This window comes from Sphingobium sp. CFD-1 (assembly GCF_024611115.1).
Classification (GTDB): domain Bacteria; phylum Pseudomonadota; class Alphaproteobacteria; order Sphingomonadales; family Sphingomonadaceae; genus Sphingobium; species Sphingobium baderi_A.
Genome location: NZ_CP084398.1, coordinates 24,298 through 43,768 on the forward strand (window position 1 = coordinate 24,298; position 19,471 = coordinate 43,768).

Genomic DNA, 19,471 nt, shown 5'->3' on the forward strand with positions numbered 1-19,471 from the left:
GTTTCCGGCGGGTGAATTAGTCAGATCGCTAGCGCGGGATGCTTACTGTCCCACGGCTGCAGGAGGGCAAGCGCCTGCGCGACACGGAATGCCTTGGTCTCGTTCATCCGGCGCGCGATCACCTGTAAACCCACGGGCAAACCGTCGACGAAGCCGCAGGGAACCGAAGCAGCGGTGAGCCCGAGGAAATTCACGACATGCGTATAGGGTGTGCCGAATTGCGCGCCATAGGTCGGATCGGCATAGGGCTGCTCCCATCCAGCGGGCGCGATCGGTGCGATGGTCGTCGATATCGGAGTGCAAATGACGTCGTAGCGGTCGAACAATGCTTCGAAACGGGTTCTGATATCCGCGCGGACTCGCTCGGCCTTGGCGATGTCGTCCGCTGTCGGAATGGGGCGGTCGCGCAGCATGGTTTGGGCGACCGGCGGCGATATCAGTGCCTTCTGTTCCTCGGAGAAACCCCGAATTTTGGCGACGCTGCCCAGCGCCGCATTGCTGATTGCCCAAGGCTCGAAGAAATCATACAGCTTGATGGCCGGATCCTCGACCGTCGCACCCGCGCGCTCCAGCAGGTAGGCGGACGATTTTTGCGTCTTCAACACGCGCAGATCGAGGATCGGGATATGCCCGAAATCGTCGCTCCAGGCGATCTTGAAGCCCTTGATGCCGTCGTTAAGCCCAGCGGTAAAATCGGGCGTAGGCGTCTGGATGGCGCTCGGGTCGCGCGGATCAGGGCCAGCCATTGCATTCATTATGATTGCGGCATCCATCACATCGAGCGTCATCGGCCCGAACGATGCTTGTTGGGGGCCGGCCAGAATCGGCTCCAGCAGCGGCAGCCGGCCTGGGCTTGGTTGAAGACCGAATACGCCGTTGAAATGGGCCGGGATCCTTGTCGAGCCGCCGCCGTCGCTTGCAATGGCAAAGGGCGAGATGCCTGCTGCCGATGCGGCACCGGCACCGCCGCTCGATGCACCTGTGATACGGCGTGTATCCCAGGGATTGCGAGTCTCGCCTATGACCCGGTTCATCGAGCGCGCGAACTTGCCGAATTCGGGCGTGTTGTTCTTGCCGAGAATGACGACGCCGGCCTTACGGAGCCGAGCGACGAAGATGTCGTCATGGTCGGGAATGCGATCCTTGAAGATCAGAGAGCCGTCGGTGCTGCACAGTCCTTTGGTGAGGGCCAGATCCTTGATCGAGATCGGGATGCCATGCAAAGCACCAAGAGCATCGCCGCGCATGACGGCTTGTTCGGCCACCTTCGCCTGCACGAGAGCGCCCTCATGATCCACCGTGACATAGGCGTTGATCTTCGGATTGATGCGATCGATCCTCGCAAGATAATGTTTGGTGAGTTCGACGGGCGAGATGGTCTTCCTCTTGATCATGTCCACCAGCTTCCATGCCGGGGTCCACGTCAGTTCTGCGATTTCTCCCGCGGCAGCCCGTACGCTCACCGCTCCCGCCACAGCGGCCACACAGGCGCCCTGCAACAGGGTCCGTCGATCAACCTGCATTGCCCACCTTTTATATATGATCCTATTTGCCCGGTTATTTGCCAAACTGACCCCGGAGTCAATGGGTGAAGCCACCCAAATATGATCCCGTTGAAAATATATGGTCCTATTGCGGTGAGTTGATGGCAGCCGGGGTGCTATTGAGCTAGGGATTCCGGACATGAAAGCTGGAAGGGAAAGGCGGATGACGGCGGGCAGCGCGCTGGCGGCACGTATCGAGAAGGAGATCGCCGAGCATTCGCTGGCGAACGGCGCGCTGCTTGGCACCGAGCGGGAGCTGTGCACACGTTTCTTGGTGACGCCGGCGGTATTGCGCCAGGCGACTCGGATACTCGAAGCCCGCGACATCGTGAGCACGAAACGCGGTACCTCCGGTGGCATTTACGTGCGGAAGACCTCACTCGAAACTGTTGCTGGCTACGTTGCGACCTTATGGGAGCTCGATGGGATCCAACTGAACGATCTGGCCACCACGCAGGCGCTGTTCCGGACAATGACCTTCAATGCCGCCAGCAAAAGAATGACGCTCGAGGAAGCCTATCACCTGCGACACCTGCAGCAGGATTGCCACGCAGCACCCGATCAACTGGCACGGAGCCAAGCTGCGATCCGACGCGAGGATTACATCGCGTCACTATCCGGAAATCCGTTACTCGTTCTGAGCCACGCAATCTCAACGCGCTTCATTCGCAACATGGTCCCATTCGAATATTTGGACCTGTCCCCTAGCGACCGGCCTGATAAGACCGATCAATGGGTGGAGGCGTTAGTTGCCGGCGATAGCGGTGAAGCCAACCGCATAGCCGATGCATATGTAGCAGCAATGTTCCAGAGGCTTGAAGAATGGCGATCGGCACCCCGAAAGCCGGACGACGGCGCTTTCGTCACCAGCCGGCCGGTATGGCTCGCCCGCCAGATCATTGACGAAATCCGCACGCGCAGCCTGCCCTCGGGTACCTTCCTCGGCACCGAACCTGAATTGCTGAGTAGGTTCGGCGTAGCGCGGGGCACATGGCGCCAAGCGCTCCGATTGCTCGAGGAACATCCCGCCGTGACATCGCGGCGTGGCTCTGGTGGTGGTATCTATGTCGCCAGCCCCGATGGGATCCGCGCTGAGCAGATGATCGCGTCCTGGTTGAACGGGCAAGGCGCGTCGTTCGACAATTACGCCCACATAGTCGCCAAAAGCTCCCTTACTCATATAGACCTCCTCTGTCAGGCGACCACTGCCTCCTTCAATAGGCTCGAGGAGCTGTGCGATGGCTCTGATCTCGGTCGGCTACTCAAGTCGTTGGCGAACGTCGTCGCCGTGCTATCCGGCAATCGCACTCTGGCAACCTTCCTCTCGATGTTCGCGATGAATCAAGGAAGCGAAGGGCCGCAGCAGATAGATGTGGGAGCTGTCAAACAACTGAGGGCGCATCTCGCTGCTCAGGATCAGGCCGCTGCAGCGCGCGCTATTCGCCAGTTGTTTGGCCGATGGTTGTGAACTTTGCGGCAACATTTGAAGGGAAACTCCTGAAAGGCTGATCATTCGCGTTGGTCCTCGATATGGTCGAATAACTCAAATGCGCCCGCCCGTCGGATATCACATGTTTTCAGACACCCGAAAAGCTATCCGTAAGCTTCCGGCAGGGGCCGCCTTGATAAGTAAGGAGGTCGCCGGGAAGCTGCGCTCGTAAGGAGACCTTATGAGCGCTCATAGCTGTGCAGCATGGCCCAGGCCATGGTGATAACGTGCTTATCTCAACAGCGCCAATTTCTTCGTGCAGGACGCCAAGGCCGCCTACAAAGGCGTGGAATTCAGTATCGTTGGCGAGTTGGCGCACAACCTGTCAATTGCCGCCAGCGCCATGTGGTTGGATGCGGAACAGCGGTCCGGCAATGCGACGGTCGTGGGTAAACGGATCGAGAATGTTTCTAAATTCTCAGGCTCCTTGTTTCTCGAATACCGTGTCCCCACGATCGAAGGCCTGCGTGTGTAGGGCGGCATTTTCCACGCCGGACGCCGAGCCGTAAACGCGCTCAATCAGGCGTTCGTGCCCGGCTATGAAACCTTCGATCTGGGTGCGAGCTATAATTTCGATATACTCGGCAGCGATACGACGCTGCGGGTATATGCCGAGAATATCACCGGCAAGCGTTACTGGACCTCGACCGTTTCGAGCCTTCTGGCGCAGGATTTGCCGATGGCGGTGAAGATTTCCATCTCAATACGCTTGTAATCTTTTGGCTGTGAAAACATGACCATGCAGCCGGTGCGTGGTCATGTCATTGCAACGTCATCTCCACTGGGCTGTTCCAGAATCGGCTTGTGCAAACCTGCAGATGACGCTTACGTCTCTAGCGATCGGCGAGGCGTCGCTAGGCGCACCTTGAAATGCGCGCCTCAATCTGGCTTGTCCTGCACCAAATGGAGCGCGGCGGGCATGAATAGCATTATGATGGGCATGGCTGCCATCAGTCCGAAGATGATTGCGATCGCGAGCGGCTGTTGAAGACCGGCGCCTCGACTAAGACCCAGCGCCAAAGGAGCCAAAGTCAACATCGCGATAAAAGCAGACATAAGAATAGGGCGGAGGCGTTTGGAAGCAGCATCGCGAAATTCCGCTAGGCTTGTCTTTTTGCTCCGGTCAATCTCCGCGAGGAAGAAAACGACCAGTTCCGTCACCATTCCTACCACCATGGTAAGACCCATCAGTGCAGAAACATTGAGTTCCGTCCCGGTCAACCACAGCCCGAACAAAGCGCCCCCCACAACCAGCAACACGGCGGCGATGGCAGATAGGGTCCAAGCGACATTTTCGAAGAGAAAAGTCAGCAGCAATGCGCTCAACAGTAGCGCGGTGACAAAGACGATCGTCATGTCGGCAAAGCTTTTCTGCTGCTCCGCATAGAGTCCGCCATAATCGATGCGGATGGAGGCGGGCAGATGGAGCGCCGCGACCACGGACTTCACGTCCTGCATCGCCGAACCCAGATCGCGCCCTTCAAGACGTGCCGTCACAGCGACAAGCGAGGACAGATCCTCACGCGTAATCTGTTGCTGTCCGCCTGCAATTTCTACCCGAGCAATAGAGCCCAGGCGCACGGGACGGCCATCGGGCGTCATGATCGAAAGGCTGGCAATCTGATCGACCCGTTGGCGCTTCCCCTCGCTCCCGCGTACGCGAACCCCGACGAGTTGATCGCCCATGCGAAGGCTGGTGGCGACATTGCCACCTACCAAAGCCTCGACCTGGTCAGCGACCATATCGGGATCCAACCCTTGCTGCGCCGCAAGACCGCTATCCACCCTCACAGCAACCGCATCACCTGCAACGCGAAGGCCATCCACGATCTCAACCACGCCTTGCACCTCGCCCAGCGCTTTGCCGACTCTCGATGCGGCTTCCCCCAATGCAGCAGGATCATCGCCAAAAAGCTTGACCTCGATCGGCTGGGGAACGGCCGTGAGATCTCCGATCAGGTCTTCCATCAACTGGATCAGCTCCACCTGAAGGCCTGGCACTCTGGCTTCGATCCGCTGGCGTATGTCGCTCATCACCGCGTCAATCGGGCGACGCGGTCCATTCTTCAGCCGGATGAAGAAATCACCTTCGTCCGCTTCGGTCAGCCCACCGCCAAGCTGCGCGCCCAATCGGCGCGAATAGCTGGCGACTTCGGGCGTCGCGGAAATGATCCCTTCCACCTGCAGCACCAGCCGGTCGGTATCGGCCAGCGCCGCCCCAGGCCGCGCCTTGAAGTCGAGCACGAAACCGCCTTCGTCCATGGCAGGCATGAATCCCGATGGCAGTTGATACCAGGACAGTATACCGACCGCGCCGAAAAGCAGCGCCATGATCGCTGCCGCAAGACCGGGCCGGGCGAAGACCCGATCACCGATCCGGGCATGGACATGGTCGATCCAAGCCATGAACCCGCCCGCTTGCTCTGCCGCTTCTCTGTCCCTGTCACGCAGCCAACGGGCTGCGAGGAGCGGAATGACAAGTCGCGAATAGAGTAGCGAAAGACCCAGAGCCGTTACAATGGTGATGGCGAGCGCCTTGAAGAAACCGCCGCTCACGCCGCTGATAAAACTGAGCGGCAGGAAGACGATCATCGTCGCCAATGTCGATCCGACAAGCGGGCGGCCCATTTCCGCTGCCGCCGCCAGCCGGCCCTGTACATCGGGTGCTGTCCCTTCCTGCATCCGCCGCATCATATGTTCGAGCATGACCACGGCATCGTCCACGATCAGGCCCACCGCTGCGGCCATGCCCCCCAGCGTCATCATGTCGAAGCTGAGACCGAACGCATAGAGCAGCAGGCATGTGCCCGCGAGCACGGCGGGGAGCATCAGCCCGGTGATGAGCATCAACCTCCCTGAACGCAGGAAGAGGAACAGTATCAAGCCGGCCAGCAGCGCGCCCAGCAGGATCGCGTCGCGCACCGCGTCGGCGGCCCCTGTCACGAGTTCGGACTGATCGTAAAAGGGTGTGACCGCCACTGTGACGGGCAGGCCCAGCATCTTCAACCGCGCGTCGACGGCCGCCACGATGGCTACCGTGTCGCCCGACAGCGCCTGACGCACGTTGACGAGGACGGCGCTGCGACCATTGGACGATATACGCACATACTCCGGCTGCGCGGCAGGACGCACCGTCGCGACCTGCCGCAAAGTCACCACCGCCGCACCATTGCCTGCCGTGGCGCGGATCGGTGTGGCCAGCAGATCCGCTGCCGAGGCTGGCTGGCTCTGGACCAGCACCAGATAGAGCCGGTGCCTGTCCTCAAGCCTGCCTGCGCCGCGTATGGTGTTGGATCGCGCCAGGGCGGCGGACACATCCGAAATGCCGATGCCATATGCCTGCAAGCGGGCCGGATCGATATCGACCGCCAGCTCGTGCGGCGCGCCGCCCAGTATATCCACCGCCGCGACGCCTTGAACCGCGGTCAGTGCGGGCCGAACCTTCAGTTCGGCGATTTGCCTCAACGCCTGTTGATCCAGCGTCCGGGAGGTAAGCGCGACACCCAGGACTGGGAAAATCGTTGGATCGGAGCGCCGAACCTCGAAGCGCGTGCCGGCGGGCAGGTCGGGCTGCAGGGTCGCCAAAGCACCCTGCGTCGCCAGTGTCGCAGACACCATGTCCTGCCCCCAGCCGAAATTCAGGGCGATTTCGGCGGTTCCCCGGCTGGTGGTGGACCGTATCCGGGTGACGCCCGACACGGAGCGGAGGGCGATTTCGGCCGGGCGGCTGATCTCTGCCGCCATCTGGGCCGCGTCGCGATCTCCCGCGTCGATGGTGACGACGATGCGGGGATAGTCGATATGCGGAAACAGGCTGATCGGCATGGATCGCGCAGCCAGCAGTCCGCCCAGCGTCAACAGGATGACCGCCAGGCAGATTGAACGGGCGTGCCGTTCCAGCAGGCCTGTCATTTCAGGCGGACCTTCATGCCGTCTTCCAGCGCTGCGGCGCCCTCGAGGACGACATTGTCCCCGACGCCAAGACCGTGAAGGACAGCAACGTGCCTGCCGTCGCTTGCGCCTGTCACGATGTCGCGCCGATAGGCAATGCCCCTTGCCACCACATAGACATAAGGCTGGCCCGCATCGTCCAGCAGCGCGCCATAGGGGATGACGAGCGAAGCCGCGCCTCCGCCTGTTGCTACCGCGCCCGTCAATGACTCGCCCGGCCGGATCGATCCGGTTGGCAGATCGGCATAGAGGGACGAAAGCCGCGTCTGGCTATCGACTGCCGGATCGACCGAACTGACGACAGAGACCAACCCACCTTTTGTTTCGCCAGCCCGGGCAATGGATATGCGCGCGCCGACCTTCACCTGGCCGATCAGCCCTGGCTCCATACCGAAGCGCGCGCGCGCCGCGCCATTGCCGCTCACAAATGCCATGGTCGTTCCGGCGGCAATGACGTCGCCCGGCGCCGCGCTGATCGCTTCGACATGTCCCGCCAAGGGTGCGCGAAGGACCAGGCTCTTGCCGGTCATGCTCCGCACCGCCGCATTCGCATTGGCCTGCGCGGATCGCGCCGTTTCGACATCTGCATCGCTGACAAGTCCATCGCTCCGCAATCGCAGTGCCCTGGCATAGGCGGCGTTGGCCGTCTGCGCCTCGGTGCGCGCCTTGGCGATGTCGAGCGCGGCGGTCGGCCCCGGCGACAGGTGCAGGACGGCCTGCCCTTGCATGACCGCTGTCCCCACGGGCGCGTCGATCGCCACAAGCCGCGCCTCGATGGGCGCTACCAGACTGGCCTTGCCGCCCGGACCGCTATCCGCCACCCCGTAGAGTTGCACCGTTTCATCGACATTTTGTCTGGTGACCGGGGCTGTCGTCACCAATGCCTCAGGCGCTGGCGCTTCTTCTTCGATGGGTGAGGAACACGCGCTGAGCAGACCCAGAACGACCATGAAGCTCAGGGCCCTCACATCCATTGCTCCCTCGGCAGACCGGTCAATAGCTCCAGTGCGATCATCTGTTCGGCGATATCCTGCGCGGCCTGCGCGCTCTGCATCTGCCGGTCCCGCGCCACCTGTTCGGCCACCTGCGCCACCGCATCCGCCAAGTCGCCGTGCGAAGCGGCCCGGCGGCTCGCGGCCGCAAGGCGGAGCGCGCCGGAAAGAACGGACTGCTGGGCGGCATAGCGCGTGCGTGCGATCGTGAGCGCCGATACAGCCGCGGCGATATCCGCCCGCGTCTGGAACAGGCGCGCTTCATATTCCACCTTGAGTGCATCGCGCGTCGCCTTTTCGACGGCGATCCCGCCCCTGTTCCGGTTCCACAACGGCAGGGTAAAGCCGATCGCCGGTCCCAGCGTTACGTTCCGCGCGGTATCCCGGCCTGCATTGATCGTCAGATCAAGCGTTGGAAACTGATCCAGCACTGCCTTGCGCAGAGCCGCTTCTTGCGCTGCATAGCCTTCCCGCAATGCCCGAAGATCGGCGCGCTGCAGCCGCGCGATCGCAAACAGGTGGTCGGCATCCGGCAGCGCATCGGCGGACGCAAGCGGGGCAATCACCAGCATGGTCTTGGGCGGCAAGCCCAGCACTCTGTTGAGTTCCAGGCGTGCCGTCGCCAGGTCCTTCTCCGCCTGTTGCGCCGCATCGGTTGCGTCGGACGCGGCGATCCGGGCGGTTTGCAGCGGATCGGCGGCCATGTCGCCCCGCCCCGCCGCGGCGGCATAGCGCGCCAGCAGGGCATCAGCCGACTGGCGGCTCTGCACGGCGAGTGCGCGTCTTTCTTCCAGTGCGGTGATGCGAACGGCCTGCAAGCGGGCCTGACCCGCCGTCTGCCATTCCGCCCACAGCAGGTCGGTGCGGACCTGACGCCTTTCCGCTTCCGCCTTCTGCCGAACCGCGCTGCGCGCGCGAAGTGCAAGGATGTCCATTCCCAACGCCCCGGCAAGGGCATCGACCGGGTCGCTTCCCGATAGCAAATGGTCGATCCCCATCGAGATGGTCGGATCGGGCATCAGGCCCGCAGCATACACCTGTGCATCATTCACGCCCGCCCGCGCGCGAAGCGCCTTAAGATCGGGATTGGCCATTACGGCCAGCGATGCGACGGCCTGCGCGCCGAGAGGCGCGGAGAGGTCAATCGCAAACCGGCGACTCTCCATATTCTCGCCGGCGGGGTAGGCCTGGACGAAATCGGCATTGTCCAAACCAGCGGCCTCCAGCGAGGAAGGCAAGGGATCGGAAGCGTAATGCGCGCACCCCGTAAGGGCCAATGACATCAGTCCGGCAAGAATGATGGAATGAAGGTCCGTCACAAAAGCATTGCCCTGTATGGCGATCCGACAGGCTTATGAAATGATAAGGACATTAGCTAATCATATTTACCCAATGATGGGGAGCTAGGCCGGGCCGTGATCGCTCCCGTGTTTTACCTGTCGTTTCTAAGTGCCCACCAGATGATTCGAACCATGAGAGGCCAACATCGGCAACTGAATTGCCGCTGAAATCCTGGCTGGTCGGGATGGGCCTTCCGCACGCTGCGTTCGATCGGCGCTGTAGTGCTTTTCCGCGAACGCATAGCCACTGGAGCGAGCGATACTCCATCTTCGACGAAAGACAGATCATGCGGCATGGCGATGCGCTCCGCCAAAGCGGGCATAGGCCTTGAACAGGGATTGGAAGTGATCGTCCATCGTCATGACCGATCCTGCCGCCCGCGCGGCACGCGCCCGATAGATGTCGGCGCCTGCCGATAGAAAGCGGCTGATGACATGCGCCAAGCTATCCGACTGGCCGGCGCGGTAATGCAGGCCGTTGGTCGGTCCGACCTGATCGGAGGCTCCGCCTTCATCCGGCACGATCAGGGGAAGGCCGCTGGCGCGCGCTTCCGCCGCGACCATGCAGAATGTCTCTGCCTCACAACCATGCACCAGAGCATCCGCGCTGGCCAGCAGATCGGCCAGAGCCGCCCGATCCCGCACCGGAGCGAGCAACTGGATATGCGGATTATGGGCAGCGGCGCGCTTGACCCGCCCACGGTCGCGACCGTCGCCCACGATCACCAGCCCAACGGGCTGCCTGTAACCGACGGATGTGACCGCCTCTATCACCTGAGGCCATCGCTTTTCCGGCGCGTGCCGTCCCACGCCGATCAGCAGGTTCGCTTCGGGAGGCAATCCGCATCGTTCAAGCAATCGCGCACGTAACACCTCACTGCGCCGGCTGGGGGAGAATATCCCCGGCTCCACGCCCATGGGCATGGTTTCGACCCGCGCCAGACCGCCTTCACGCAATCGCCGTGAAAGACTGTCGCTGGCGCTCACGACTAGATCAAAAGCCGCGTCGAGGCGGAGCAGGTGCCGCCAATACCAGTCGAAGCCGCGATCTATCGCCTCCCGCGAAGCCACCGTCCCGAACCAGCGATAGGCATAAGCAGACAGCGGGTCAGCATGCATGATAAGGGCTCGCGGCGTTCTGCCCGGCCATCGCCCGACCATCGCCGCACTCGACCAGGGCGAGGAGGCTTCCACCAGATCGGGCTGCAATCGGCAGAGCATGCTATGGAGCGAGGCTTCGTCATCGAAATAATGGTAACGCCGATCCAGCGGAAAGCGGCGCGCAGGCAGGGTTATGATTTGCCCCCCGGCCCGGTCGGTGACCGCCTCCGCGCTTCCCGGGGCCAGGATGATGATTTCATGCCCGGCCGCCGCCCCGGCGCTGAGCTTACGCTCGACATAGGTCTTAACGCCCCCTCCCTGCGGCGCATAGAAGGGGCAGACATCGACGATACGCATGATTCAATGCTCCAGCGGGGCGACGGAGAACAGGCCCCTTCGATAGTTCAGGATGATGGCTATGCGGGCAGGCGCCGCGCCAACGATGGTGCTTGCGGCCGAAGCCGAAGGTTTGGACAGGCCGAGCTTTGGATTACCGGCAAAGCCGATGCCATCGGTCGACAGCGTGAATCTGCGATTGGAATTGCGGTCGTGGAGCAGGCTGAGCGCGTAGCTGCCCGGTCCCGGCGCACGGATACAGAGCATGACCGGCCCCGATCTGGGCACAGGGACTTCCACCCTGCGAAAGGCCTTGCCGGCGGAGAGAAGGATATTGTCGTCGGCGAGGAAATCCTGATCATTCGCCGGATAGAGTTCCAGCTTCAACTGGCCCTGCCGATCCTTGAGGCCATGTACTTCCACAAGAAATGCCGATCCATGTTCCAGGGCGCGGCATTGGCCTTCGGCCTTTCCAAGGTCCGGCGACGATGCAAGCGCAGCGCCTATCAGCAACAGATCCATCATCAGATTCGCCCCTCCCTGAGCAATCCGTTTGCGCCCAAAACAATGCCGACCATCAGATGCGCCGACAGGATGAGGGTCGCCATCAGCGCCATGGCCGATGCGATTTCATTCCTCGAACCGATCAGGAACGCCGTCATGCCCGCGAACACGACATCCTTGTTGGGCAGGAACGGCAGGCGCGAAATCAGTTGACGCAGGGTTCCCAGCAGCAGCCACCAGCTCAGCTCCACGGTCGGCAACAGCATGTGCCACATGGCCGCAGCCAGGAAGGTCGTGGCAATGATCCGGATCAAATGGATGGCGGACACGCGCCACAATTCGAACCGCGGCAGCGTGAAGAGCCGCTTTCGCAGCAGCATCGCCGCCAGCGAGGTGCCGAGCACGAACAGCACGGACAGGATGATGTCCCCATGCCCCGTCCCGATGTCCAGCGCATGGAAGAGCGGGATTGCCAAGGCGACCATGAGCAGCGTGATGATATTGCCGACCAGCGCCGAAAGGATTGTCACGTCCTTGAGCGCTCCGAAGGGCGCGGTGGTGATCTGTGCGCTTCGCCGCGCCCAGGCATAGAAGTAGACTTCGCCAAGATAGCCGAGCAGGATTTCGTTGCTGACCAGCTTGCGCAGCAAAGCGCCGAAACCGCTGAGCGGAATATTCCACAGGCGACGGAAAATAACCCATTCGGAGATCGGCCCGGCGGCATAATAGAGCAGGAATGCGATCCAGAAGGCGATGCCCGTCGGCATGAGCGACCAGAGCCTGCCCAGCTTCAGCCCCCCGAACTGGTGAAGAGCCACGACGAGAATGAGCACGGAGATCGCGGGGCCTGCCCACCGGGTCCAGTTGCGCCCGGAACGGATAAGCGGTTCGGGGTCGATGACCTGAGCGATGGAAGCATTGTCGAGATGGCTGGCAGGAACGGGGAGGAGGGCGCCGGAAGAATGGATGCCGGTCATAAACTGCTCTTTGCTGTTGCCTCGACCGCTGAGACGGCATGTTCCCCATCGCGCCTCAGTCGGAGGCGAGAATTTTCTCGCTGGCAGTTTCCCCTCGTGCCGTGGTGGCAAAGGCCGCGAGGTAGGCGTCCGAAGCGATCTCTATCGTGAAACGGCGGGCCTGCATCAGGCTGGCCTCGCCATCCTGCGGCCATGCGCCTGTATCGCCGATGGCGCGAGCGAAAGCGGCTTCGTCGCCGGGCGGCACGATCCGGGCTAGCGGGCCGCCGCCCATCATCGCGCATATGCTGCGGCTGCACCGCGTCGTGATGATGGGAAGGCCGACCGCCAGCGCCTCCAGAAGAACAGCGGGGACGCCTTCATAATGCGAGGAAAGAAGGAAGATGTCGAAATCGGCGAGGCGGCTTGCCGGATCAGGAACATGACCGGCGAACCGGATGCGCTCCCCCAGGGAAAGCCTGTCGGCCAGGGATGCGAGGGCCGCGCGCTCCGGTCCGTCGCCGAAGATGACCAACGTGTCGGCAGGCGCGGCCCCGCGTGCAAAGGCACGGATCATCAGCGCGAAATTCTTCTGAGCCGCCAAACGCCCCACAGCCACGAAACGGCGTCCCGCCGACAGGCCGTTCCTGCTTCGAGGCAAGGCCCGCAGACGGTCAATCTGCACACAGGACAAAGCGGGGTCGGGAATGATCGTGATCCGCCCGGATCGCGGTCTTATGGCGGCGGCGATCTCTTCTTCCATCGGCTGCTCCATACCGATGAAATGATCCATGAAGCGGCCCTGGATGCGTAGCCATATCCGATAAATCCGGCGGGCGGGCCAGATCATGTCCTCACGGTCGAGGTCGTTGCTGATCTTTGCCAGCACGGGTGGGCAGCGGCGCCCCAGGATCAACTTCATCGCCACAGCCACTACGGCATAGCTGTTGCCCGCGCAGAACAGGATGTCGGGCCGGTTGCGCCGGATGAAAGCAGGGAGGGTCGCGATCATCCATAATGTCTCATACCGCCCGATGGGAAAAGGCGGCTGGCGCGGGACATGACAAGTGAGGCCGGTGGCAAGCTCTGCCCGCATCGCGCCTGACGCACGCCCCATGAACAAGGGGGCGTCGATGCCTTTCTCGCGCCAATAGTGCACCAGACGCAGAGCGATGCGCTCCACGCCGCCCGGTTCAAAGCTGTGCAGGAAGGTGAGAACGCGCACGGGCCATCTCCACATCGGGGAGGAGGTCGGAATAAGCCGCGGGCCGATGGGTCCGGGACAGGCGGCGCAGCGCGTCGTCGATGCTGGAAAGCAGGGACGGCACATGTGCGTCGCCCGGATGGACCGCCACGCGCACGGTAGAGGCGAAACGCAGGATCGGCGGCAGCATTCGGGCCGCAAGCAGAGAGGATGCGATCCGCGCACGGCTGCGGCTGGCCCAAGTAATGACGGGACCGCGCGCCACGACCCGGCCCGTTGCCGGTTGCCAGACCTTCAGATGATCTTCAGCCAGAGCGAAGTCCGAAACCGCCAGTGCGGCCAGCGTTCCCCTGCCATAAAGCCAAGCGGGGGCGACGAAGCCCGACACGGGACGTCCCGTGATCCCTTCCACCAGATCGCGTCCGGCCGCCATGCGAATAGCGGCGATTTCCCGGTCGATTCCCAGAAATTCGCCTTCTCCCGCCGTCATATGCCGCGCCTTGAACCGTGCCATGGCGCCGCGGTGGTCGGTCATGTCCTTGTGAAACCAGCCATGGGTGAACATACCGATGCCCATGTCCGACCATGCGCGTAGACGGCGTGCAAAGGGCATGCCGGGATGGATGGGATTTTCGCCCCAATGGTCAGGCACGACCAGCATCGCGAGGCAATCGGGCGGAGCATGGCGGGCAAGCCGTTCGAGCAGCAGATCCGTCTCCCTCTCAAAGCGGGGACCGACATCGTGGATGGCAAGCAGAAGTCTTCGCATAAAACAGTGACCGGATGTGAAATGGCGTACCTGTGTTCCAGCAAGACGGCCTCGCCCGCCGCAACCGCAGCCCGGCCCGGCGGCAAAATTTCGTTCTGCAACTGAGGTCGCGCTACCAGCCCGCCGTCTTCATGCCATCCAAAGCGGGAGACAGAGGTTGCGGAAGGTCCAACTGGCTTTGCTGGCGCTGACGGTCGCGTTACCCATGGGCGCATCCCGGCCGCAGACATTACCCCCATCCCCACCACCGGCGACACCGCCGCCCTTCACCGGCGAACTGTCTGTCATGACCTATAATATCCATGGAGCGCCTTGGCCGGTGGCATGGGACCGACCCGCCAAGCTAGCGAGCATCGCGACTACATTACGCGTCCTGCGCCGCGAAGGACGCAATCCGCATATCGTCGTCCTGCAGGAAGCCTTCACGCAGGAAGCGCAATCCGTCGGCCGGGCAGCGGGTTATCGCTACATCGCCGATGGGCCGTCCGCCGACATGGCGGGGGCCGCGATCCCTGGCGACGCGCATCTTGCGCCGTCGAGCAGCGATTTCTGGATGAAAGGCGAAGGAATAGGCAAATATGTTGGAAGCGGGCTTCAGATCCTGTCGGATTATCCCGTCATGGAGGTCCACCGCGTCGCCTACCCGGCGTCCGCCTGCGCCGGTTATGACTGTCTTGCCAACAAAGGCGCGCTGATGGCTGCGATTCGGCTGCCCGGCTATCCCGTTCCCATCGATGTTGTGACGACGCATCTCAACAGCAGGCATGCCTCGAAAGTATCCGATGGCCGTTCGTTTAGAGCCTTTCGTCTCCAGATAGCCTGCCTCACCGACTTCATCCGCAAAAGGCATAGCCCCGAGCGCACCCTGATCGTCGCGGGGGATTTCAACGTCGGCAGGGTGATGGCGCGCCGCACCGCCCTTCTGACGGATGCCGGAACCCGGTGGTTGGCTAACGGCGATGTCCTGCGCGATGCCTATGGCGCGGCGGACAAGGCCCGCATCGTGCTGTCGTCCGACGCGCTTTTTTCCCGCAACCGGGCAAAGGATTGGGTCTTTTATGCTCCCGGACAGGCGACCGACATGAACCTGCTGAAGATTGACGTGCCATTCGGCCATGCCGCCAACGGCAGCATGTTGTCCGATCATGTGGGCTATACCGCCATATTCAGGCTATCCCACCGTTCCCCGACCGTCACCAGCTTCGCGCGATCGAAAGCGTCAGCGTTCGCGGACGCACGGGCGTGAACTGTTGCCCTTTCCGGATCGAAAAGGGGTTGCCGAAAGCAAAGCTGTCACCCTTGATATCCAGCAGGTTGTCGAGCCGCGCGCCGACGGTCCAGGCGCCCCGCGCCAGTTCCGCGTGGGTGCCCAGCACCGTATATTCTCCCATCTTCTGGTCCAGATCGCTGTCGAAACTCAGCCGGGCACCGCCGATATAATTGGCCTGTATGCTGGCCTGCCCGCGCCATCGCGCCACCGCGATAGTCTTGGCCAACGAGAGCCTGCCGTTCAGGCCCGGTGTGACAGGCAGCCGCCGGTCATCCAGTTCCGTGCCATCGGACATATGGGTCAGTCGCGCGCTTTGGGCCGTGCCGCCTGCGGAAAGGCTGAAACCCGCGCCCAGGTTCCAGTCCAGCGAGGCCTCGACCCCATATATCCGGCCGCGTCCGGCGTTACGCGTGGAAACCAGCCCATTGGGCAGCAGATAGTCCGACTGAATCTCGTTCCACCGGGTATAATAGGTGCTGGCCGATAGCGACACGTGCCCGTCCGCCGAAGCTTGACGGAAGCCCAGATCGACCGTGCTTAGTTCATCGGCATCGAACCGGCCGGACAATGTCATCCCGGAAGGTGCGAGGCCCCCGGGCCGCATCGCCCGCGCATAACGCAGATAGAGGATGCCTTGGCCGTGCAGAGGAAGGGACAGGGCGGCGCTGGGCGACAGGATCGTCTTGCCTCGCTTGAGGGCACGTTGCCCGGATTGCTGGGACGCCTCATCTTCGGAAACCGAATGGGACAGCCGGACGCCGAGGGTCGCATCGACCGTCGCGAAGAGCCGCCATGTGCCTTCGCCGAAAATGGCATATTCCGTCGTCCTGCGGTCCAGAGCCTCGACGACCTGCGGAGCGTCGTCCTCTCCCGTGATCGTGGAAATGCCCTGCGTGGTCGCCCGCAGGAAGGATGCCCCGGCCAGCCAGTGATTGACGCCGTCGGACGATAGGCGCAGTTCCTGGTTGAAGAGCGTATAGGCCCGGCTGTCGTTGAAACGCGCGGCTCCGGTCAGGCCAAAACTGGCCGCCGCGCTGCTGGCATCGAGCGTATAGTCAAAACCATGATCCACATAACTTGTCGCGGAAACAAGTCGCATCCCGCGAAGATTACCCTCGACAGCCAGATGCGCCATCTTGAAATCATTGTCCGTCGGTTCGGCAATGCGATTGGTGCGCTCAAGCATTTTGGCGCCGGCCACGACATATTGGCTATCGCGCGCGTTGATGTCCTGAAGCGCGATTCCCCCGTCGACCGTCCAGCCATCCGCAGGACGCCCGCGCAGCCCCAGCCGCAGCCCTACCGTCTCGACCGAATTACTGTCCGTACGGCCGTCCCTGTTATCGATCCAGCCTGCATTGATGAGGCGATAACCCACGGCACGAAAGGCCAGACGATCTTCGACGAGTGGGACATTGATGACCCCCTCCAGACCTGTACCGATCCCGCCATGCTGGACGCCCTCAGTGGAAAGTCGGACGGACAACGAGGTGCGATCCAGTTCCGGGCGGCGGGTGACAATATGATAGATGCCGCCCAGAGCGCCCGACCCATAAAGCGGTCCCTGCGGCCCCTTCAGTATCTCGACACGGTCCACATCTATTAGCCGGAGATCGGGATCGGGCGCGTCGAACGTCACACGCGCTTCATCGACCTGAACGGCCACGGTGGATTGGCTTTGCCCATTGAACGGACTGTCGGCCACACCGCGTATGAACTGCCGGTTGCGCCCCGGTCCCAGATTGGTCATCGCCAGCCCTTCGGTGCCGAAACTGATATCGCGGCTCGAGAGCGTTCTTGAACCGCTGGCCAGCGGACCAAGCGATATGATCGAGACTGACAGGGGAACCGATGTCAGAATTTGCGGGCGTTTCTGGGCCGTTACGATGATGTCCGGCAGTGGGCCCACCGAGGATGGCGGGACTGGTGCAGACGCGGGACGGGGCGCCCGCTTTTCAGGTGCCTCTGCTACTATACGATAAATGTCTCCCATGCGCCGCGCGCGCCATCCACTGCCTTCCAGCAAATGGCGCAACGCCGCATCGGGGGACATGATGCCCGCCACGCGCCGCGTACTTATCCGGGGCATGTCGCCCGGCAAACCCACCGAAATCCCTGTGATCTCCGAAAAACGCGCCAGACTGACGCTGAGCGGCCCTGCCGCTATGTCGATCCGATAGACGGTATCGCGGCCCTGCGCGGGAGGGCTGTGCCCCCCGGCTTCAGCGAGAAGGAGCAGCGCCGACGCGAACCCCACGCCCTTCCGCGCGAACCTCCAATCCCATGACCGTGGCAAGGTCGGGCAGCAGCTTCGATCCGTCACCAATGACCAAAGTCCCCGAAAAATGCGTTTTCTCCAGCGATGGATCTATCAGGACGAGCTTGCCCGAATAACGGGAAATATCCGCAATGACGAGGCCAAGCGGAGCATTGCTGTAGGATAAACGCCCTCCGCGCCAACTGCCTACGTCAGCTGCCGCTATGGGGGAAAGGGTAAGGCCATCGCCGCTTGCGATGAGCTGGTGACCCGCTGAAACCTCTACATCCCGTTCGACATGGTCAGAACCTACGGAAATCCGGCCCTCCGATACACCCACACGGAAGTCGTCACCGGCGCGATTGACCGAAAAACGCGTACCTATGTCGGATATGCTGTAGGCCCCCGCCGATACAGTAAGGGATCGGGCAGGATCATGCCTGACATCGAAAAAGGCCTCTCCATGGACCAGTTCGATCCGGCTTGCATCCCCCCCATGGACATCAATGGCGCTCGCGGGCGACAGGACGACATGAATGCCGTTCGTCAATGCGATGGACCGGCTGCTGCCGTCATCCGCACGATAGGTTTGAATGGGTGGCGGCTGAAGAACCGGCACGGCTACCATGAGTGCGATCGCGGCCGCCAGACCGCCACCAACATAAGCGAAGGCGCGCGAAAGGCGCTTGCGCGGCTGTTCCGCAGACGTCTGTGCCGCAAGGAGGTTTCCGATTTCACCGCTATGATCGGCCACCGCCGCAGCGACCAGCGCGACGGAATCGAACGCTTCGCGGTGGCGTGGATCAGCCTCCAGCCATGCCATATAGCCGTCCCAATCAGCATCATCCCGTTCAAGCGCCGCCTGCCAGGCCAGAGCCTGTTCCAGCATCGTCTCGTCACTCTCCGACCGCGCCGTCATGGCCAGCCCTTCCCATTGTCCCTGTGCAATTCAGACGTCATCATCCTGTCATACCTCAGTCCATCAAAGCGCGTCTGAGATATTTCATGGCCACCGCCATATGCTTTTCCACGCCACTCCGGCTGATCCCCAGAATGGAAGCGACCTCGACGTGACTGAGCCCCTGAATCTTGTGTAGTTCGAAGGCGCGGCGCGCACCTTCCGGCAAATTGGCGATTGCGGAAGTGAGAGCTGCGATCTCCTCGCGGTCCAATATGGCTTCTTCGGCGGACCGCCGCTGATCGACCGGTTCGACACCGGCTGCGGCGAAATCCGTGGTCGTATCGGACCAGCGGCGCTCCCGCTGCATACGGCGCTGCTGTTCACGCAGGCGGTCAATCACCAGATTTTGCGCCATGCGGAACAGATAGGCCCGGCCATTCAGCACCGGGCCGGCAGGATTTTGCTTCACCCTGAGCCAAAGCTCCTGCAACAGGTCCTCAGCCTCTTCCCGATTGCCGGTCCTTGCCAGCAACAATCGCATCAGATCCGAACGGTGCACACCATAGGCAACCTCCAGCTCATCTTGGTCAATCGGACTCATTGCGCCTGTTTGCAGAGTGTCATGGCCCAGCGAAAGTAAAAATAATTCCGGATGACGAACTGAGGTCCAGATCTCTGCCTGCCGTCTGTGCCGAAGCTCGGGGAGATGGCATGAAATTGGGCAGAACATATTGGGTCGCGATGTCCTGTTGCGCCTTTGCGCCCTCCGCCGCAATGGCAAGTGACAGGAGTTGGAGTCAGGCGAGCACTGTCGGCCTGGACGCACTGCTGGCGACCGCGTTGGTCGCACCGGCCAT

Annotated in this window: 16 protein-coding genes; 4 read left to right on the plus strand and 12 right to left on the minus strand. The window is 62.1% G+C overall.

The genetic code is table 11. From position 1 onward, the window contains the following. Positions 1-20: 20 nt before the first annotated feature. Positions 21-1,685 (minus strand): amidase, encoded by a 1,665-nt coding sequence (locus LDB26_RS00150; RefSeq protein WP_306812071.1) that lies wholly within the window; start codon positions 1,683-1,685, stop codon positions 21-23. A gap of 22 nt (positions 1,686-1,707) precedes the next feature. Here LDB26_RS00150 and LDB26_RS00155 point away from each other — a divergent pair, with 22 nt between their 5' ends. From LDB26_RS00155 to LDB26_RS00165, 3 genes are all read left to right on the plus strand, one after another. After that, positions 1,708-3,012, plus strand: coding sequence for a FadR/GntR family transcriptional regulator (locus LDB26_RS00155; RefSeq protein ID WP_257539605.1), 1,305 nt, complete (start codon positions 1,708-1,710; stop codon positions 3,010-3,012). 277 nt (positions 3,013-3,289) lie between these two features. After that, positions 3,290-3,508: a M10 family metallopeptidase C-terminal domain-containing protein gene (locus LDB26_RS00160; protein ID WP_257539606.1), complete on the plus strand. Its 219-nt coding sequence runs from the start codon at positions 3,290-3,292 to the stop codon at positions 3,506-3,508. Positions 3,509-3,562: 54 nt separating this feature from the next. Continuing rightward, positions 3,563-3,748, plus strand: coding sequence for a hypothetical protein (locus LDB26_RS00165; RefSeq protein ID WP_373886143.1), 186 nt, complete (start codon positions 3,563-3,565; stop codon positions 3,746-3,748). Between the two features lie 164 nt (positions 3,749-3,912). Here LDB26_RS00165 and LDB26_RS00170 read toward each other — a convergent pair whose 3' ends face one another. The 8 genes from LDB26_RS00170 to LDB26_RS00205 all read right to left on the minus strand — a co-directional run bounded on the left by LDB26_RS00170 (position 3,913) and on the right by LDB26_RS00205 (position 14,186). After that, positions 3,913-6,945: an efflux RND transporter permease subunit gene (locus LDB26_RS00170; RefSeq protein WP_257539607.1), complete on the minus strand. Its 3,033-nt coding sequence runs from the start codon at positions 6,943-6,945 to the stop codon at positions 3,913-3,915. Next, positions 6,942-7,952 carry an efflux RND transporter periplasmic adaptor subunit gene (locus LDB26_RS00175; protein ID WP_257539608.1) on the minus strand — a complete coding sequence of 337 codons (1,011 nt, stop codon included), beginning with the start codon at positions 7,950-7,952 and terminating at the stop codon, positions 6,942-6,944. The genes LDB26_RS00170 and LDB26_RS00175 overlap by 4 nt, the downstream gene beginning before the upstream one ends. Further along, positions 7,949-9,295 (minus strand): TolC family protein, encoded by a 1,347-nt coding sequence (locus LDB26_RS00180; RefSeq protein ID WP_257539609.1) that lies wholly within the window; start codon positions 9,293-9,295, stop codon positions 7,949-7,951. Before LDB26_RS00180 ends, LDB26_RS00175 begins: the two co-directional genes overlap by 4 nt. 306 nt (positions 9,296-9,601) lie before the next feature. After that, entirely contained in the window at positions 9,602-10,774 is a 1,173-nt protein-coding gene (locus tag LDB26_RS00185; protein WP_257539610.1) for a glycosyltransferase, read from the minus strand. 3 nt (positions 10,775-10,777) lie between these two features. Next, positions 10,778-11,278, minus strand: a complete 501-nt coding sequence (locus LDB26_RS00190; protein WP_257539611.1) for a DUF2141 domain-containing protein — start codon at positions 11,276-11,278, stop codon at positions 10,778-10,780. Beyond that, positions 11,278-12,234 carry a hypothetical protein gene (locus LDB26_RS00195; RefSeq protein WP_257539613.1) on the minus strand — a complete coding sequence of 319 codons (957 nt, stop codon included), beginning with the start codon at positions 12,232-12,234 and terminating at the stop codon, positions 11,278-11,280. The genes LDB26_RS00190 and LDB26_RS00195 overlap by 1 nt, the downstream gene beginning before the upstream one ends. A gap of 55 nt (positions 12,235-12,289) precedes the next feature. Beyond that, entirely contained in the window at positions 12,290-13,438 is a 1,149-nt protein-coding gene (locus LDB26_RS00200; protein ID WP_257539615.1) for a glycosyltransferase, read from the minus strand. Continuing rightward, positions 13,407-14,186 carry a polysaccharide deacetylase family protein gene (locus LDB26_RS00205; protein ID WP_257539617.1) on the minus strand — a complete coding sequence of 260 codons (780 nt, stop codon included), beginning with the start codon at positions 14,184-14,186 and terminating at the stop codon, positions 13,407-13,409. Before LDB26_RS00205 ends, LDB26_RS00200 begins: the two co-directional genes overlap by 32 nt. A 157-nt stretch (positions 14,187-14,343) precedes the next feature. Here LDB26_RS00205 and LDB26_RS00210 point away from each other — a divergent pair, with 157 nt between their 5' ends. Beyond that, on the plus strand, positions 14,344-15,432 hold the full coding sequence (locus tag LDB26_RS00210) for an endonuclease/exonuclease/phosphatase family protein (protein WP_257539619.1): 1,089 nt from the start codon (positions 14,344-14,346) through the stop codon (positions 15,430-15,432). Here the strand turns inward: LDB26_RS00210 and LDB26_RS00215 are convergent. The 3 genes from LDB26_RS00215 to LDB26_RS00225 are packed head-to-tail and all read right to left on the minus strand — an operon-like array spanning position 15,380 to position 19,215. Then, the gene (locus LDB26_RS00215) at positions 15,380-17,713 is read right to left on the minus strand and encodes a TonB-dependent receptor (protein WP_257539621.1); all 2,334 of its coding nucleotides are present in this window, start codon (positions 17,711-17,713) and stop codon (positions 15,380-15,382) included. The two genes, LDB26_RS00210 and LDB26_RS00215, sit on opposite strands and share 53 nt — an antisense overlap. Next, positions 17,679-18,632, minus strand: coding sequence for a FecR domain-containing protein (locus LDB26_RS00220; RefSeq protein WP_257539624.1), 954 nt, complete (start codon positions 18,630-18,632; stop codon positions 17,679-17,681). The genes LDB26_RS00215 and LDB26_RS00220 overlap by 35 nt, the downstream gene beginning before the upstream one ends. 55 nt (positions 18,633-18,687) lie before the next feature. Continuing rightward, positions 18,688-19,215, minus strand: coding sequence for an RNA polymerase sigma factor (locus tag LDB26_RS00225; protein WP_257539626.1), 528 nt, complete (start codon positions 19,213-19,215; stop codon positions 18,688-18,690). Between the last annotated feature and the right edge of the window lie 256 nt (positions 19,216-19,471).

What these genes read in the sequence shown, in the direction of transcription:
- LDB26_RS00150 (WP_306812071.1), bottom strand. Translation starts at nt 1,685, where the DNA reads ATGTCCGGAATCCCTAGCTCAATAGCACCCCGGCTGCCATCAACTCAC.
- LDB26_RS00155 (WP_257539605.1), top strand. Translation starts at nt 1,708, where the DNA reads ATGACGGCGGGCAGCGCGCTGGCGGCACGTATCGAGAAGGAGATCGCC.
- LDB26_RS00170 (WP_257539607.1), bottom strand. Translation starts at nt 6,945, where the DNA reads ATGACAGGCCTGCTGGAACGGCACGCCCGTTCAATCTGCCTGGCGGTC.
- LDB26_RS00185 (WP_257539610.1), bottom strand. Translation starts at nt 10,774, where the DNA reads ATGCGTATCGTCGATGTCTGCCCCTTCTATGCGCCGCAGGGAGGGGGC.
- LDB26_RS00190 (WP_257539611.1), bottom strand. Translation starts at nt 11,278, where the DNA reads ATGATGGATCTGTTGCTGATAGGCGCTGCGCTTGCATCGTCGCCGGAC.
- LDB26_RS00195 (WP_257539613.1), bottom strand. Translation starts at nt 12,234, where the DNA reads ATGACCGGCATCCATTCTTCCGGCGCCCTCCTCCCCGTTCCTGCCAGC.
- LDB26_RS00205 (WP_257539617.1), bottom strand. Translation starts at nt 14,186, where the DNA reads ATGCGAAGACTTCTGCTTGCCATCCACGATGTCGGTCCCCGCTTTGAG.
- LDB26_RS00220 (WP_257539624.1), bottom strand. Translation starts at nt 18,632, where the DNA reads ATGACGGCGCGGTCGGAGAGTGACGAGACGATGCTGGAACAGGCTCTG.
- LDB26_RS00225 (WP_257539626.1), bottom strand. Translation starts at nt 19,215, where the DNA reads ATGAGTCCGATTGACCAAGATGAGCTGGAGGTTGCCTATGGTGTGCAC.